Origin of the sequence: Pseudofrankia saprophytica (genome assembly GCF_000235425.2) — a bacterium.
In the GTDB taxonomy this organism is placed as follows: Bacteria; Actinomycetota; Actinomycetes; order Frankiales; family Frankiaceae; genus Pseudofrankia; species Pseudofrankia saprophytica.
The window spans coordinates 1,086,337-1,100,323 of sequence record NZ_KI912266.1 but is presented as its reverse complement, the minus strand read 5'-3'; the positions used below and the strand labels follow the sequence as shown (position 1 = coordinate 1,100,323).

Here is a 13,987-nt window from a genome sequence, read left to right as displayed (position 1 = left end):
GGGATGGTGCTGGACCAGCAGGTTTCGGAAGGATGGAGTGGGATGGTCCGCCCCGCCGGGACGCTTCCTCACGGGCGGGTGGAGTCCGCCTCGGTCTCGGGCGGTGTACGGCCCCCAGCACCGATGGGATTCCATGCAGGGGAGTTCTCCTCGACGCCCTGTGCTGTCCGTTGTGACTGTGACCGCGCTTTCGTCGCCTGCCATTAAGCGGCGGCACCCGCGGTGCCGGCAGGACCCGCGACGACCTGGATCTTTCCAGATTTTGGACTTTTTCGGCGACCCCGAAGTCACTATGAATGTATGGAGCCGTACAAGCACACCCCCGAAGAGCATGCAATGATCGAACTCAACCTGCGGGCAGACGCGATCATGGTCAAGGTGTTGGACGAGGGAACTTACCCTCCTCACGACATGGAGGATGCCGAGTGGGGAGAATGCCGGTGCAGGAGTTGCGTGCAAGACCAGCTCCGGGATCCGGGGTGACGCGGTGCCAGCTCGGCGGCGGGGGCCGGGCCCGCCACCCGTCCAACTATGGAAGACGGCTGCCAGCGATGTGACGCTGCCCGTCGGTGCATCCGCTACGGTGACGTCGTGGGACTGCACCTGAGCCAGATCGACGAGGCCGACGAGCTGCTGACGAACGACCCGTTGGCGCTACTGATCGGAATGGTTCTCGACCAGCAGATCCCGCTGGAGCGGGCGTTCGCGGCGCCGTACGAGCTGACGAAGCGGCTCGGGCGTTCGCTCGACGTCGCCGAGCTCGCGGGCCTCGACCCGGACGAGCTGGTGGCGGTCTTCTCCCAGCAGCCCGCCCTACACCGGTTTCCCGGCTCGATGGCCAAGCGGGTACAGGCGCTGTGTCAGCTGATCGTCGAGAGGTACGACGGTAACGCGGCGGCGGTCTGGACGTCGGCGGCCGACGGCAAACATCTGCTTCGACAGATCGGCGCGCTTCCTGGCTTCGGTGAGCAGAAGACGAAGATCTTCGTCGCGTTGCTCGGTAAGCAGCTTGGCGTTACTCCGCCTGGATGGCGCGCGGCATGCGCGCCCTTCGGAGAGGAGGGCAGTCTGCGCTCCGTCGCTGACATCACCAACGCTGAAACCCGTATCCAGGTGCGCGATTTCAAAAAAGCCGTGAAGGCTGCCGCCAAGGCCACCGCGGGCTGAGTTGAGCTGATCCCTGGTACCGCGCCTCTTTGGCACCACGCCGCGCCACAACACGGCGCGGAACGGCTGTTGGCGATCATCGCCGCTTTTGGCTATCCGACCCAGCGAGGACCATCGGCCCGGGTATGGAAACTGGACTTCGCGCCCGACCGCGAAGATCCACAGGAGCCTGTCGGTGCCGGGCGGCTCTTCCTGTTCCTACCGTCGGGTGCGGTTGAACCGCGGGGAGCTGATGGGGAAGGCGAAATGACCGGCGAGGAAGGCCAGGCCGAGCCAGACGAGGTTGATGTCGTCCGAGTCGACTCCGAAGGCGGCAAGCAGGAAACAGAGGGCGGCAACGAGAGCAAGCATGATCCGTTGCTACCCGTCGATCGCCTGCTGAATCCCTTCAAGGTCGACAAATCGCGTTTAGGTCGACGAGTCATAACGACCGCGAGGTACGGAGCTCGGCCCGGCGGCGGCCCGGTCGCCCGGTCGCCCGGTGGCGTGGTGGCACGGTGGTCCCGGTTGCGCGGTGGTCGGGCCCGCTGGACGGTCGGACCCGTCGAGTAGCCCGGTGGCCGAGTGGCCAAGGGCCGGTGGTGATCCGCGGCTGCCGCTTGCGGTCGGCGTGGTTGCAGGCATCGGCTGGGGCGCGTGGGTCCGGCGGGCGACGCTGCCAGGCCGGACAGGCACGCTCGGCCTAGGCTCGAACGGTGATGAGGCGGGCGGTGGGTAGAGCTGTGGCGGCTGGTGTGGTGGCGGCTGGTGTGGTGCTTATGAGTGCGGTGACGGTGGCCTGCCAGGCTGAGAGCACCGCCCGTTCCGACGCGGCCGTGCGTTCCGCCGACGGGTCAGGCGCCCCCTCCTCTCCGAGCGCCGCCGGCGCCGCCGCCGTCCCGAGCGCGACGGCCAGCCCCGCTGGTGTCGCCGCCGCCGGGCCGCCGTTCTGCGGTGCCAGTCAGTACGTCGAGGAGATCACCGTGCAGCGGTGGTCGAACGGGGACTTCCGGGTCTCGCTGCGCCCGACCAGCGACGCGCGGCACGCGAGCGACCGCAACGAGGCGACAGCGGTGATGTGGCAGGCGATCCGCCGCTGCCTGACGCCGTCCGCCGGGTTCACCGGTCTCGACGGCCCGGTCGGCGACAGCCTCCAGGACCAGCTGCGCTGCCACGAGTACCTGGCCTTGGTCCCCGCGTCGGGCGGTCAGGGGTATGCGACCGGCGAGACGTTCGACGTCGAGAGCTGGCGGCCGAAGGCGGGCCAGTCGCGCTGGTTCTCCACCAAGTGTGGCAACAGCCTCGGGACCGACCCGTCCGGCGCCTCTCGGACCTTCCGGCCCGACGGCGTCCAGCCCCAGCAGACCGTGACCGGCGAGCACGAGTAGCGCCGAGACTCGGCTCCCGCTCCTGTCCACCCGGCGGATGGGGATGTGGGTGGGGATGGAGTGTCGGTGGCCGGGAGCAGGATGGAAGACATGTCCGCCAGCCATGGGATGACGCTCTTCGACACCGCGGTGGGTTCCTGCGGCGTCGTCTGGGGTGACGACGGGATCGTCGGCATCGCGTTGCCGTCCGACCAGGGCGAACCGTCCGCCACCCGCGCGGACCTGGTGGCGGCCTATCCGGAGGCGGTGGAAGGCCCGGCGCCCGAGGCGGTGCGGGTGGCGATCGACGGGATGGTCGCGTTGCTCGCGGGCGAGCCGGTGGATCTCGGCGAGGTCCGGGTGGACCTGAACGGGGTGCCGGACTTCTACCGCCGCGTCTATGAGGTGACCCGCGCGATCCCGCCTGGCTCGACGCTTACTTACGGCGAGGTCGCCGCGCGGCTGGGGATGCCGGGCGCCGTCCGGGCGGTCGGTCAGGCGCTGGGTCGCAACCCGGTCCCGGTCGTGGTGCCCTGTCACCGGGTCGTGGCCGCCGGCGGCGCACTCGGCGGTTTCTCGGCTCCTGGTGGGGCGGTGACCAAGCGCCGCATGCTCCAGATCGAAGGCGCCCTGCCCGCCCCACCACCGACGCTGTTCGATTAGGCCTGTTCCCGCGACGTTTCCGTTCCCGTTCCCGGACCTGGGTCAGCGCCCCTGCGTCGCCGCGGCTCGTCTCCTGGCTCGGGCCGCGTTCAGGGCTTGGCCCGCCGGGGTCGGGCGGGCCGGCCGGTGAGCGCCCGGGCGACGCTGGAGGTGGTCTCGCGGATCGGCTGCCAGACGGCGTGGCGGACCCAGCGCGACGGCCGGACGACCAGCACCCGTGACGCGACGCGAACCGCCCGGGCGGTGGGCACGACGAGTGTCCGCCAGCCCCAGGCGACGGGGACGGCGATCAGGATGCGCAGCGCCTTTCCGCTCGCCCGGCCGACCGGGACCACCACTGTCCGCCAGCACCAGATCAGCGGCACGGCCACGAGCAGACGCAGGACGACTGTGGTCGCGCGCGCGGCCCAGGCCAGTGCCGCCACCGTCACCCGCCAGCCCGGCGCCAGCACCGCTCGGCCAAACCAGCGGCCGGGCCGCGCGACGAGGTGCCGGGCCGACCACGCCAGTAGCCGGCCGAGCGCGTACAGGCCCACCCGGATCGCGCGCCCGGCGTGGATCAGCACCCACGCCGCCGCGCGCGCCGCCGGGGCGAGCACCACCCGGACGAGCCAGCGCACAGGACGGATCAGGCGGCGCACGACCGCCTCGATCGCCCACAACGACACCTCGAGCAGCACCCGGAAGAACACCCGCAACGCGCTTGCGACCTTTGCGGTCAGCCAGCTCAGCCCCAGCCAGACCAGCCGGAGCAGCGGCCGGCCGACCCGCGTCCAGAGCCAGGCCAGCGCTCGTCCGGCAGGGCGCAGCACCCAGTCCCACAGCGCGGACAGCACGACCCACAGCGCCTTGAAGAAGATCCGCAATGTCCCGAACAGGAGACGCAGCGCCGGGTACAGCAGCCATTCCCAGGTGGCCCGCACCACCCAGCGCAGTACCAACGCGACCAGCTCGTAGAGCATCCGCAGCGGGAGGAAGACCGCGAAGGCGACCACGCGCGCCGGCCAGACGACGAGCACCTGAACCGGCCAGGCCACCGGTGCTGGCGCCAGCGTGGCTGCCGCTGTCGCCGCTGTCGCCGCTGTCGCCGCCGGCGGCGCTGGCGTCGGCTCGTCTGGTGGGAGCTCACGTGGCAGGGGCGGGTTTGCGAGCTCTGGCCCGGTCATCAGTCCCGTGACCCCTTCTCCCTCGGTAGCTACCCCCAGGTAAGCACCGACGGTGCCCCGTTTGTCCGTTCCTGTCGGTCGTTAGACCGCTGTTCGGTGCCGGCCGCGCCGCGGCGGCGGATACGTCACAGGCGAGCGAGGCGGCTCGCCGGAGAGTTAGTTGTAGTCTGCTAAATATTAGACTTTCGCAACGATTTCGATGATCTGTGGTGACCAGCTCAAAGATCGGAGAACCGATGACGACGGCACCGACGCCGGCGGCGGGGGCTGGTGGAGTGGCGGCGGGTGAGCCGCTGAGCCGGAACAGGCGCTATCTGGTGCTGGCGATCTGCTGTTCCAGCCTGTTCATCGTCGGGATGGACACCACGATCCTCAACGTCGGTCTGCCGTCGCTGAAGCAGGATCTGCATGCCCCTGACTCCGGCCTGCAGTGGACGATCGACGCCTACGGGCTCGTGATCGCGAGCCTGCTGTTGTTCTCCGGCTCGATGGGCGACCGGCTCGGCCGCAGGCGGATCTTTCGGACGGGGCTCGCGCTGTTCTCCGCGGGGTCGCTGCTGTGCAGCCTCGCGCCGGGCCTCGGCTGGCTGATCGTGTTCCGGATGGTCCAGGCCGTCGGCGGCTCCATGCTCAACCCGGTGGCGATGGCGATCATCACGAACACCTTCACCGACCGCCGGGAGCGTGCTCGTGCCATCGGCGTCTGGGGCGGCGTGATCGGCCTGTCCATGGCGTTGGGCCCGGTGCTCGGCGGGCTGCTGGTCGATGGGGTCGGCTGGCGGGCGATCTTCTGGATCAATGTGCCGATCGGCCTGGTCGCGATGGTGCTCACCGGGCGGTACGTGCCCGAGTCGAAGGCCCCCAGGGCCCGCCGGTTCGACCCGCTGGGCCAGCTGCTCGTCGCCGTGACCCTCGGCACGCTCACTTACGCGATCATCGAGGCGCCGTCCGCTGGCTGGACGTCGGCGCAGACGATCGCCCTGTTCGTTATCGCCGCCGGCGCGCTCGTCGGGCTGATCGTCTGCGAGACGCACCGCGACGAGGCGCTGCTCGACATGCGGTTCTTCCGCAGCGCGCCGTTCTCCGGCGCCACCGCCATCGCCGTCTGCGCGTTCGCGGCGATGGGTGGCTTCCTGTTCCTCAACACGCTCTACCTGCAGAACGTGCGCGGCTACTCGGCGCTGCACGCGGGCCTGCTGACCCTGCCGATGGCGGGGGTGACCGCGGTGTGCGCGCCGATCTCGGGCCGTCTCGTCGGCAACTTCGGCCCACGACCCCCGCTGATCATCGCCGGGACGGCGCTGCCCGCCAGCGGCGTCGTGCTGTCGTTCATGGGCCCGCACACCAGCCTCACGGTGCTCGTCTGCGCGTACGTGCTGTTCGGGCTGGGCTTCGGCATGGTGAACGCGCCGATCACCAACACGGCCGTCTCCGGGATGCCTGTCGCCCAGGCGGGGGTCGCCGCGGCGGTCGCCTCGACCAGCCGGCAGATCGGCATGGCGCTGGGTGTCGCGATCTTCGGTTCCGTCGCGGCCAGCCACGTCGCCGGTCAGGACGGTCGGGCCGCGATCGACCCGACCAGTGCGACGGCCTGGTGGATCATGGTTGGCTGCGGGGTCGCGATCGGGGTGCTCGGTGTCCTGACCACCGGTCGCCGGGCCCGCGGCACCGCCGCCCGCACGGCGGCGTTGTTCGCCACCCAGCCGGGCCGCGAGGAACCGACGGCGCCGCTGGTCAGGAGCGGCTGAAGGCTCGGGCGCGGGCCCAGAAGTCGTCGAAGAGGGTGTAGGAGGCGGTACGCGAGGCGTCGGACCGGCGCGCGATCTCCGCGCGTAGCCCGGCGATGTCGACGCCCATCGCGGCGAGCTCCCGATCACGGCCCTTTGCCTGCCAGATGGCGGCCCAGGTCTCGAACACCGTCGGGGTGATCTCGGGGTGGAACTGCACCCCGAGATGCTGGCCGAACCGGAACGCCTGCTCGGCGTCCTGCGTCCAGGCGAGCCGTCGGGCGCCCGGCGGCACGGTGAACGTGTCCCAGTGCGACTCCATCCAGGGGCCGGTGGGGATCGCGTTCTGGTCGGCCGTGGTGACCGCCAGCCAGCCCAGCTCGTGCCGCTCGGCCCGGCGTACGGTACCGCCGAGCGCGCGGGCGAGGAGCTGCCCGCCGAAGCAGATGCCGAGGATGGGCGTGCCGACCTGAACCGCCGCGCGCAGGTAGGTCAGCTCGGCGGCCAGCCATGGGATCGTGTCGTCGTAGGCCGACTTGTCGGAGCCCATGATGACGATGAGGTCGAGCGTCGCCGGGGCGGGAAACGGCTGGTCGCCGGCGGTGATCACATCGAACCGGATGCCGTGCTGCGTCATCCTGTCGGCGATCGTGCCGAGCTCGCCCGTGGCCGCGGCGCCGCTGACGTCATGAACGACGATGATCGCCCTGGGGTGGCCGCCGCCGTCTCCGTGGCCGCCCTCCTCGTGGTCGCCGACGCCGTGTCCGACCGAGCCTGGGCCGACCGCCATCGTCGTCATGCTCCTCCGTCCACCTCCCGTCGGGGCGAGGCTTCGCCGTGCTCGCGGTGAGGTGCTCGCGGTGCCGCCACCGAGCAGTCACCGTGTCGGGATCGTCCCCCCGCCCGGCCTCCACGGCTAGGAAACGTGACAGCTCCGACTCATTAAGACCCCGGTACCAGCCGATGACGTCCTCCGTCGGGCGCTGCCGCCGCGCGCTGCGGGCAGCGGTCATCGCCGGCCGAGACCGGGCAGGGTCGGGCGGGCGGGGAATGGCCACAACCACTGGCCGTGCCGCGCCCGTGCGCCAGCGCTGGGCTGGGGCGAGGCGGGCGGGGCGGAGCGTCAGAGTGTGAGCAGCAGCAGGATCGGCGTCGCGAGGATGGTGACCGCCGCGGCGTAGGCGGCGGCCGGCTGCCACCAGGGGACGGCCGGTGGTTCCAGCTGCCGGACGATGCGCGCGATCACCGGCGACCGTGACGGCGGATGCGCGCTCCCGGCGCCCGCGAGCGTCGTGGCGTCGGGGGACTGCCGGTCCGGCGGCGCGGCGGTCGCCGCGGAGGCCGCAGACGCCGAAGATGCGGCCACGGTGGTGCCGTCGGCCGTCTGACGCGCGGCGCCGCCACGACTGGGAACCCCCGCGCCGCTGTCGGCGGAGTGCCCCCCGCGGATCCCGAGGGTGCCGGCGGGAACCAGGCCCCGGGTCACGCCCAGCTGGGCGAGCGCTCGGGCGAGCACCTTCCCGTTCGTGCGGCGGGCGGCGGCGTCGTCGGCGAGCATCTCGACGAGCAGCGAGACCGCCGCCGTCGCCTCCCAGGCCGGACGAAGGAACGGGAAGGTCTGCTGCCAGGCGATGAACGGCTGGATGACCAGGTCGTGGCGGCCGGTGACATGCGCGTCCTCGTGCGCGAGCACGGCCTTCAGCTCACGCGGCTCAAGCGTGGTGAGCAGCCCGCGGGACACCACCACCCGGGCCTGCCGGACACCGGGGACGCAGTAGGCGACCGCCACCGGGTGATCGAGAATGCGCAGCCCCACATGGCCGCACAGCTCGCACTGAGCCTGCTCGTCGGCGCCCGCGCGGGCCGGCTCGGGTCGGGATGGCTGCGGGCGGACCACGGCGAGCGGGGTCCAGTCGTGGATCCGGCGGGAACGGCCGGCGCGGGCCTGGGCCGGAGCGCCGAGGTGGCCGTGCGACCGCGCCCGGCAGGACGTCGGGGGATGCTCCCGGCCGGTGAGATCGACGAGGTGCCGGTGGCGGTGCCGGTGGCGCAGGGTGGCGTAGGTGGACGAGGCGAGCACGCCGAACAACCGGCCGGCCAGCGCCGCGACGGTCACCAGGCCGACGATGCTCAGCCAGTCGAGCCCGGACAGCGGGCGACCGGCCGCGATGTTACGCGCGTGGTTGGCGATCGCCCGCGGCGTCGACCCGGACAACGGCGCGACCGTGAACGCGACGGCCGCCAGCAGCGCCGACACACCGCCGGCAAGCCCGACGGCCTGCCACAGCACGATCGCCGCCCTGGGGCAGCCGTGCGTCCAGCGGGCACCCGCGAGCAGCCGCGGCACCGGCCATGCCAGCACCGCGGCGAACAGCGCGAGAGCGGCCGCCGTCGTCATGTCGACGCAACGTTACCGCCGCCTGCCTTATCGGGCGACGATGACGAATCGAGTTCGCCTGTCCGAGTGTCGGTGACCGCGCCGGAGGCTCCATCACGGAACGTCGCTCTGTCGGAGTACGCGCCGTCACCGGCATCGACCAGCGTGGGCACCTCCGCGTCGGCCGGTAGCGCGAGCGCCCGGCGCAGGATCTCCGCCTCCTCGGCCGAGACCGCCCCGACGAAGCGGACCAGCGCCGAGCCACGGTCGTCGGCCGTGCCCAGCGCCTCGAGCATCGCCTCGGCGACGACCGCCTCGCGGGCGTCGGACGCCCGGTAGCGGTGCGCGCGGGCGGCCCGCTGGCGGCGCACGAAGCCCTTCTTCTCGAGCCGCTCGAGGACCGTGAGGACGGTCGTGTACGCGAGGTCTCGCTCGTGCTGCAGCCGGGCCGCGACCTCTCGCGCCGTCAGCCAGCCCTCGGAGTCCCACAACACATCCATGACCGAGCGTTCTAGGTCTCCCAGGCGCGCCATGATCCCAATTTTACGCCGTGTAGAAGATTGGGTGCCGCCGAACCGGGAGGCTGGCCGGCGGGATCTCGTGGCAACCGGCCGACAGCGCCGCCGGCGCCGGCGGTTGGCGGGGCGTGGGGTGAGCTGAGCCCCGTGCCCGCGCGCTAAGCCCCGCCTCAGGCGGGTGGGCTACGGTCCGGGAATGCGGCCAGGGATACGTCCTCGGGCGGGCGCACCGGTGGCTACCGGCACACCGTCGGTTCCGTCGGTTACGAATGCCCCCGGGGCCGTGGCCATCGTCACCGGCACCGACGCCGACACCAGCACCGACCGCGCGGATGCCTCACCGGCCGGCCCGGCCGGTGAGGAGGCCCTCGGTCGGCGTGGGCTGGTGGTCGAGATCTGGCTGCTGCTCGGGGTATCGCTCGGGATGTCGGGGCTGTTCGCCTTCATCCGCTACATCGGGTCGGTGACGAGCGGCCCGGTCCGCGGCCAGGTGGCGCTCCTCAACGGGTCCGCGGCGCCGGGCCGGCCGTGGCTGGACCTGGCGCTCCAGCTCGCCGGGCTGCTCAATGCCATCGTCCCGGCGTTCCTGGCCATCCACCTGTTGGTCCGCCATGGCGGCGGCGCCCGGGCGATCGGGCTGGACCGCCGCCGCCCGGGCCGCGACCTGGCGTTCGGCGCAGCCCTCGCCGCCGCCGTCGGCGGTACGGGCCTGGGCTTCTACCTTCTGGCCTGGCACAGCGGGGCGAACCTGACCGTCGCGCCCTCGGGGCTGCCGGACGTGTGGTGGCGGATCCCGGTGCTGCTGGCCTCCGCGCTGCAGAACGCGGTGACCGAGGAGGTCATCGTCGCTGGATACCTGCTGGTCCGGCTGCGCGAGCTCGGCTGGGGCGACCGGCGCTCGCTCGCCGCCAGTGCCCTGCTGCGCGGCTCATACCATCTCTACCAGGGCCTCGGCGGCTTCTTCGGCAACGTCGCGATGGGCGTGCTGTTCGGCCGGATCTTCCAGCGACGCGGTCGAGTAGTGCCGCTGATCGTGGCACACACGCTGATCGATTCGGTGGCGTTCGTCGGGTATGTGGCGTTGGCGGGATCCGTCTCCTGGCTGCCAACTCCTGGATAACAATAGGGGAACAAACGGCAAACTGAGGTTGTTGCCCTACGTGCGGTTCGACGACTGGGCGGTCCTGCCGGTCGTTGGCCGTGGGCAGGCGCTCGGAAAGGGGACGGCGTGGGCGGTCAGCTGGAGATCGAGCGCAAGTTCGCCGTCGGGGCGGACTTCGTGCTGCCCTCCCTGGAAGAGGCGGCCCGCGATGTCGGCGTCGCGGCGGTGACGGAGCCGGAGACGTTCACCCAGGAAGCCATCTACTACGACTCCGAGGACCTGCGGCTCGCCCAGGCCAAGGTGACGTTGCGCCGCCGGACCGGGGGTACCGACGACGGCTGGCACCTGAAGCTGCCGGCCGGCGCTGGCGCGCGCGAGGAGATCCACCGTCCGCTGTCGGCCAGCGAGCCGGACGAGCGAGGCATGGCGCACTGCGTGCCACCGGCCGACCTGCTCGACATCGTGTTCCTGCAGCTGCGCGGCGCGCGGGTCAACCCGGTCGCCCGACTGGTCACCACCCGCGGTGCCACCCGGCTGCTGGACGCGGCCGGCGAGCCGTTGGCGGAGGTCGTCGACGACCGCGTCCATGCCCAGACGCTGGGCGAGCGAGCCGTCCTGACCCAGTGGCGCGAGATCGAGGTCGAGCTGCTCGCCCAGATTCCCAACGGGGCGGGCCCGACTGCCGGCACCTCGGGGGCCAAATCGGCCGGCGCGAAGGCGCCGCTCGGCGGCGCCGCCGGGGCGCGGCTGCTCGACGAGGTGGAGGCGGCCCTGCGCGCGGCCGGGGCGACGGACGCGCCGCACGGCTCCAAGCTCGCCCATGTGCTCAGCCTGGCCAACACCGCGCCGCCCGCGCCGGCCCCGAGCCCGTCGACGGCGTTGCCGGCTCGCCGCCGGCGGCGAGCCCACCTCGCCGCCGGCGAGGTGCTGCGCGCCTACCTGTCCGAGCAGGTGGACGCGCTGCTCGCCGCCGACCCGCGGGTGCGGATGGACGAGCCGGACGCGGTGCACAAGATGCGAGTGGCCACCCGCCGGATGCGCAGCACGCTGCGCACGTTCGCGCCGCTGTTCCCGGCCGACCTGGTGGGTCATCTCGACCGCGAGCTCGGCGACCTCGCGGCGGCCCTGTCCGGCGCCCGCGACAGCGAGGTTCAGCTGGAGTACTTCGACGGCCGGCTCGCGGCACTGCCGCCCGACCTCGTCCGCGGCCCCGTCGAGGAGAGCCTGGCCCGGCATCTCAAGGCCGGCATGTCCCAGGGCAGGGACGAGGCGCTCGCCGCGCTGCGCGGCGAGCGTTACCTCGTGCTGCTGGTCGACCTCGCCGACCTGGTGCGCGCGCCGCTGGCGGGGCGAGCACGGCGGCCGGCGGCGACCGAGCTGCGCGAGCTGGTCCGGGCAGCCGACCACAGGCTCGTCCGCAAGATCGCGAAGGCGGCGGCCACTCCGGCCGGCCATGACCGCGATGTGCTGCTCCACTCCGCGCGCAAGCAGGCCAAGCGGCTGCGTTACGCCGGTGAGGCGATCACGCCGGTCTTCGGCGCGGACGCCAAGACACTCGCCCGGATCTCCTCGGAGGCGCAGGAGCTGCTCGGCACCCACCAGGACGCCACCGTGGCCGCCGGGCTGCTGCGGTCCTGGGGGATTTCGGCCCAGGAGGCCGGCGAGCCGACGGCGTTCACCTACGGCCTGCTGCTCGGCCTGGAGGAGTTGCGGGCGCGCCTCGCCGAGCGGGACTTCTTCGACGCCTGGCCGTCTCTCTCGGACAGCCGCCACCGCCGCTGGCTGAAGGGGTAGCTTCCCGGTGAGTTCTGCCGCCCTGGGCAGGATGGCACCGAAATCGGGTCGCGGCCTGGCCGACGGGCCGGGCAGGCTGTGGCCATGACCGGCGAACAACGGAATTCCGAACAGCGCAACCCCCGGCGGCGGAACCCCGAACCGGCCGCGGCCAGGAACTGGGCGGACATCACCCGGCTGATCCACCCGGACTGGCACGACGACCCGATCGGCGAGCCGCTCAACCCGCCGATCTTCCAGACCAGCACCTACCGGCTGCCAGCGGACGAGCGGGCCGCCGAGGTCGCGAGCGCCGTCAGCCCGGCGCGGTTCTACACCCGCTACGGCTCGCCCAACGCCCGGGCCTGCGAGGAGATGCTGCGCGAACTCGACGGCGCCGAGGCCGCGCTCCTCGTCGGCAGCGGGATGGCGGCGGTCAGCGCCGCACTGCTGTCGAACGTCTCCCAGGGCGACCACGTCGTGGCCCAGACCCAGCACTACACCGCGTCGCTCACCCTGCTGACGGACGTGCTGCCGCGCTTCGGCGTCGAGGTGAGCCTGGTCGAGCAGTCGGACCCGGCGGCGCTCGCGGCGGCGGTCACCGACCGGACCAGGGTCGTCTACACCGAGACGCCGAGCAACCCGAGCCTGGTCCTCACCGATCTCGCCGCGGCGGCCCGCGCGGCCCACGACCACGGCGCATTGATGATCACGGACAACACGTTCGCGTCGCCCTTCAACACCCGCCCGATCGAGCTCGGCGCCGACCTCGTCGTCCAGTCGGCGACGAAGTACCTCGGGGGGCACAGCGACGTCACCGCGGGCGTGGTGACGGGCCGCGCCGACCTGATGGAGGCGGCCTGGCAGACCGCCCGGGTCTTCGGCCCGGTCTGCCATCCCTTCGAAGCCTGGCTGCTGGCCCGCGGCCTGCGTACCTTCCCGCTGCGGCTGGCGCGGCAGAACTCGTCCGCGCAGGTCGTCGCCGAGTTCCTCGCCGGCCACCCCGCCGTCGAGGCGGTGCACTACCCGGGGCTGGTCGACCATCCGCAGCACGAGCTCGCCCGCCGGCAGATGACCGGGTTCGGCGGCATGCTCAGCTTCGTCGTGCGGGGCGGGTTCGAGGCGGCCCAGGGCGTGCTGCGCGGGGTCGACCTGTTCGTCAACGCGGTCAGCCTCGGGGGCGTCGAGAGCCTGATCACGCACCCGGCGACCCTGGTGTTCTCCCACCAGACCCCTGACGAGATCGCGGCGGCCGGCGTCGATCTTGGCCTACTGCGCCTGTCCATCGGGCTGGAGGAACCCGCCGATCTGATCGCCGATCTCGCGCGGGCGCTGCCCGGCCAGTAGCTGCCAGGGCTGGCTTTCGGCCCCTCGCCCGGTGTCCCGACGAAGTGCCGGCGGAACGAAGTGCCACACGGCTGTGGAGACCAATGGCGCCATGCGCGCACACTGGACTATAATGGGTGACCTATATCACCTTTCGGTCGGTGGCTGGTTTGTGTCGCGGCGTGTCGTTTCGTCATGCCGGCGCGCGGTCTCGACCGATTGGGGCGGATGCGATATGGGCATCCGCGCGCGCGTGGGCGTCGGCTTGTTACCGACGGATGAAGTGGGACTTCCTGGGCTGGAGGCCTCCCGCGCGCGCCCGTCGACGTGTACCGTCGAGGCTGGCTACAGTTCGGTTGTGTCTCAACCGAGACGCCGCGGAACTGAGCCGGTGATGAATGTGTCGCCGGCAATTGGCCCGGGGTCCGCGCGGTGCGGGCCCTGACTGCACCAGCAGGGAGAACGGCACGTGGCTCAGGGCACGGTCAAGTGGTTCAACTCGGAAAAGGGCTTCGGCTTCATCTCTGTGGACGGCGGCGGCTCCGACGTCTTCGTCCACTACAGCGCGATCGACATGGACGGCTACAAGTCCCTCGAGGAGGGCCAGCGGGTCGAGTTCCAGGTGACCCAGGGTCAGAAGGGGCCGCAGGCCGACGCTGTCCACGCCATCTGAGCCACGCAGACCTTGACACGGGCCACCACGGTCGCCGCCTTCGGCAGCCTCCCGGTGGCCCGCTCTGCATATCGCTTCGGGGGTGACCCCGGACCCCACCGTCGGGCTTTGCTCGACCTAGGGCTCAGTCTTTGACCACGATCAGCCCG

General features: G+C 71.8%; 13 protein-coding genes. 8 read left to right on the top strand and 5 right to left on the bottom strand.

What is annotated here, in order from left to right; genetic code table 11:
- The first annotated feature begins 591 nt into the window (after positions 1–591).
- The gene (locus tag FRCN3DRAFT_RS0204805; protein ID WP_027140266.1) at positions 592–1,167 is read left to right on the top strand and encodes an HhH-GPD-type base excision DNA repair protein; all 576 of its coding nucleotides are present in this window, start codon (positions 592–594) and stop codon (positions 1,165–1,167) included.
- A 198-nt stretch (positions 1,168–1,365) separates the two neighbouring features.
- Here FRCN3DRAFT_RS0204805 and FRCN3DRAFT_RS54815 read toward each other — a convergent pair whose 3' ends face one another.
- Positions 1,366–1,518: a hypothetical protein gene (locus FRCN3DRAFT_RS54815; RefSeq protein WP_007513131.1), complete on the bottom strand. Its 153-nt coding sequence runs from the start codon at positions 1,516–1,518 to the stop codon at positions 1,366–1,368.
- Between the two features lie 407 nt (positions 1,519–1,925).
- Between FRCN3DRAFT_RS54815 and FRCN3DRAFT_RS0204795 the strand changes: the two genes are divergently transcribed.
- Positions 1,926–2,534 carry a DUF2599 domain-containing protein gene (locus FRCN3DRAFT_RS0204795; RefSeq protein ID WP_232793923.1) on the top strand — a complete coding sequence of 203 codons (609 nt, stop codon included), beginning with the start codon at positions 1,926–1,928 and terminating at the stop codon, positions 2,532–2,534.
- 90 nt (positions 2,535–2,624) lie between these two features.
- Positions 2,625–3,176 (top strand): methylated-DNA--[protein]-cysteine S-methyltransferase, encoded by a 552-nt coding sequence (locus tag FRCN3DRAFT_RS0204790; RefSeq protein WP_007513135.1) that lies wholly within the window; start codon positions 2,625–2,627, stop codon positions 3,174–3,176.
- 89 nt (positions 3,177–3,265) lie between these two features.
- Here the strand turns inward: FRCN3DRAFT_RS0204790 and FRCN3DRAFT_RS0204785 are convergent, their stop codons facing one another.
- Entirely contained in the window at positions 3,266–4,213 is a 948-nt protein-coding gene (locus FRCN3DRAFT_RS0204785) for a hypothetical protein (protein WP_027140264.1), read from the bottom strand.
- A 365-nt stretch (positions 4,214–4,578) separates the two neighbouring features.
- Here FRCN3DRAFT_RS0204785 and FRCN3DRAFT_RS0204780 point away from each other — a divergent pair, with 365 nt between their 5' ends.
- Positions 4,579–6,090: an MFS transporter gene (locus tag FRCN3DRAFT_RS0204780; RefSeq protein WP_007513139.1), complete on the top strand. Its 1,512-nt coding sequence runs from the start codon at positions 4,579–4,581 to the stop codon at positions 6,088–6,090.
- Here the strand turns inward: FRCN3DRAFT_RS0204780 and FRCN3DRAFT_RS0204775 are convergent.
- From FRCN3DRAFT_RS0204775 to FRCN3DRAFT_RS42665, 3 genes are all read right to left on the bottom strand, one after another.
- Positions 6,077–6,868, bottom strand: coding sequence for a type 1 glutamine amidotransferase (locus tag FRCN3DRAFT_RS0204775; protein WP_027140263.1), 792 nt, complete (start codon positions 6,866–6,868; stop codon positions 6,077–6,079). The two genes, FRCN3DRAFT_RS0204780 and FRCN3DRAFT_RS0204775, sit on opposite strands and share 14 nt — an antisense overlap.
- Before the next feature lie 324 nt (positions 6,869–7,192).
- On the bottom strand, positions 7,193–8,467 hold the full coding sequence (locus FRCN3DRAFT_RS0204770) for a M56 family metallopeptidase (RefSeq protein WP_007513143.1): 1,275 nt from the start codon (positions 8,465–8,467) through the stop codon (positions 7,193–7,195).
- The gene (locus FRCN3DRAFT_RS42665) at positions 8,464–8,979 is read right to left on the bottom strand and encodes a BlaI/MecI/CopY family transcriptional regulator (RefSeq protein ID WP_007513145.1); all 516 of its coding nucleotides are present in this window, start codon (positions 8,977–8,979) and stop codon (positions 8,464–8,466) included. Before FRCN3DRAFT_RS42665 ends, FRCN3DRAFT_RS0204770 begins: the two co-directional genes overlap by 4 nt.
- 217 nt (positions 8,980–9,196) lie before the next feature.
- Between FRCN3DRAFT_RS42665 and FRCN3DRAFT_RS0204760 the strand changes: the two genes are divergently transcribed.
- The 4 genes from FRCN3DRAFT_RS0204760 to FRCN3DRAFT_RS0204745 all read left to right on the top strand — a co-directional run bounded on the left by FRCN3DRAFT_RS0204760 (position 9,197) and on the right by FRCN3DRAFT_RS0204745 (position 13,838).
- On the top strand, positions 9,197–10,084 hold the full coding sequence (locus tag FRCN3DRAFT_RS0204760; protein WP_007513146.1) for a CPBP family intramembrane glutamic endopeptidase: 888 nt from the start codon (positions 9,197–9,199) through the stop codon (positions 10,082–10,084).
- 108 nt (positions 10,085–10,192) lie between these two features.
- The gene (locus FRCN3DRAFT_RS0204755; RefSeq protein WP_007513148.1) at positions 10,193–11,860 is read left to right on the top strand and encodes a CYTH and CHAD domain-containing protein; all 1,668 of its coding nucleotides are present in this window, start codon (positions 10,193–10,195) and stop codon (positions 11,858–11,860) included.
- Positions 11,861–11,944: 84 nt separating this feature from the next.
- Entirely contained in the window at positions 11,945–13,186 is a 1,242-nt protein-coding gene (locus FRCN3DRAFT_RS0204750) for a trans-sulfuration enzyme family protein (protein WP_007513150.1), read from the top strand.
- Between the two features lie 448 nt (positions 13,187–13,634).
- A complete protein-coding gene (locus FRCN3DRAFT_RS0204745) occupies positions 13,635–13,838 on the top strand; it encodes a cold-shock protein (protein WP_007513152.1) in 204 nt (67 codons plus the stop codon).
- The last annotated feature ends 149 nt before the right edge of the window (positions 13,839–13,987 follow it).